Source organism: Verrucosispora sp. ts21 (assembly GCF_002879555.1).
Classification (GTDB): domain Bacteria; phylum Actinomycetota; class Actinomycetes; order Mycobacteriales; family Micromonosporaceae; genus Micromonospora; species Micromonospora gifhornensis.
The window spans coordinates 1-898 of record NZ_PNOZ01000176.1 but is presented as its reverse complement, the minus strand read 5'-3'; the positions used below and the strand labels follow the sequence as shown (position 1 = coordinate 898).

Sequence of the window (898 nt, the reverse complement as noted above, 5' to 3'; positions counted from 1 at the left end):
CCGAGGGAGTACTCGACCCGCCGGCCGCGTTTGCTGTCCTGCTCGTGGAGCCAGTCGAGCACGGCGTGGGTGGCCGCGGCGCAGTCACCGCGGATGAGCAGGTGCCGGCGGTGTTTCGCGGGGACCTGCGCGATGGCTTGGGCGAGCACGTCGAGGTGATCGGCGGCGGTGTTCGCGCCGGCGTTGCCCGGCCGCAGCTTCACCGCGAGCAACTCGGCGGTGTTGTCGCAGGTCACCAGGATCGGGTGGAAACCAAAGCTGTGCTTGTAGGTGGCCGCAGCGCCTTCCTTGTCGCTGTGTGTGATCACGATCGTGGAGTCGACGTCCAGGACCACCACGCCGGTGCCGATGTCCCGCCCGGCCGCCCTCGCCGCCGGCGGGCCGCCGAACAGCTGCCACATCCGGGCGCGGACCTTCGCCCTGGCCTTGGCGATACGCCGCAACTGCACCGCGCCGATCTCGTCCAGGGCCCGCCACACCGTGGTGTCCGAGGCCACCGGCCCGAACACCTCACGCTGGTGGCGCAGCACGTCGATATCGCTGATGGCTTCCCCACCGTCAGCGATCATCACCGCCAGGTCGACCAGCACCCGACCCCGATCATGCATCGGCCACCAGCCGGCCCGGGCCAGCCCCGCCGACAACCCTGCGGTCAACCCGGCCCGATCCGCCAGCAACCGCAGCAACGCCGCACCAACGTGCGACACCACACCTGAACCGCCCGCGGTGACCCGTAGATCCTTCGACCACGCCGTAAGCTGCACCTTGGAAGTGCCTCCCCCAGAGAGAAACCTGTAGATGTCGCAATCACAAGTTTCCCTTGCAGGGCAGGCACTTCCGCTTATCTACACGCCGACGAACAGCGCATCTCGGCGATCACCGTGAATCACCCAGGCTA

Annotated in this window: 1 protein-coding gene; it reads right to left on the bottom strand. The window is 68.2% G+C overall.

Going from position 1 to position 898, the window contains the following annotated elements:
- Positions 1 to 764 (bottom strand): transposase (locus C1A38_RS30405; RefSeq protein ID WP_146017660.1); only part of this gene is annotated, 764 nt, incomplete at its 3' end.
- Between the last annotated feature and the right edge of the window lie 134 nt (positions 765 to 898).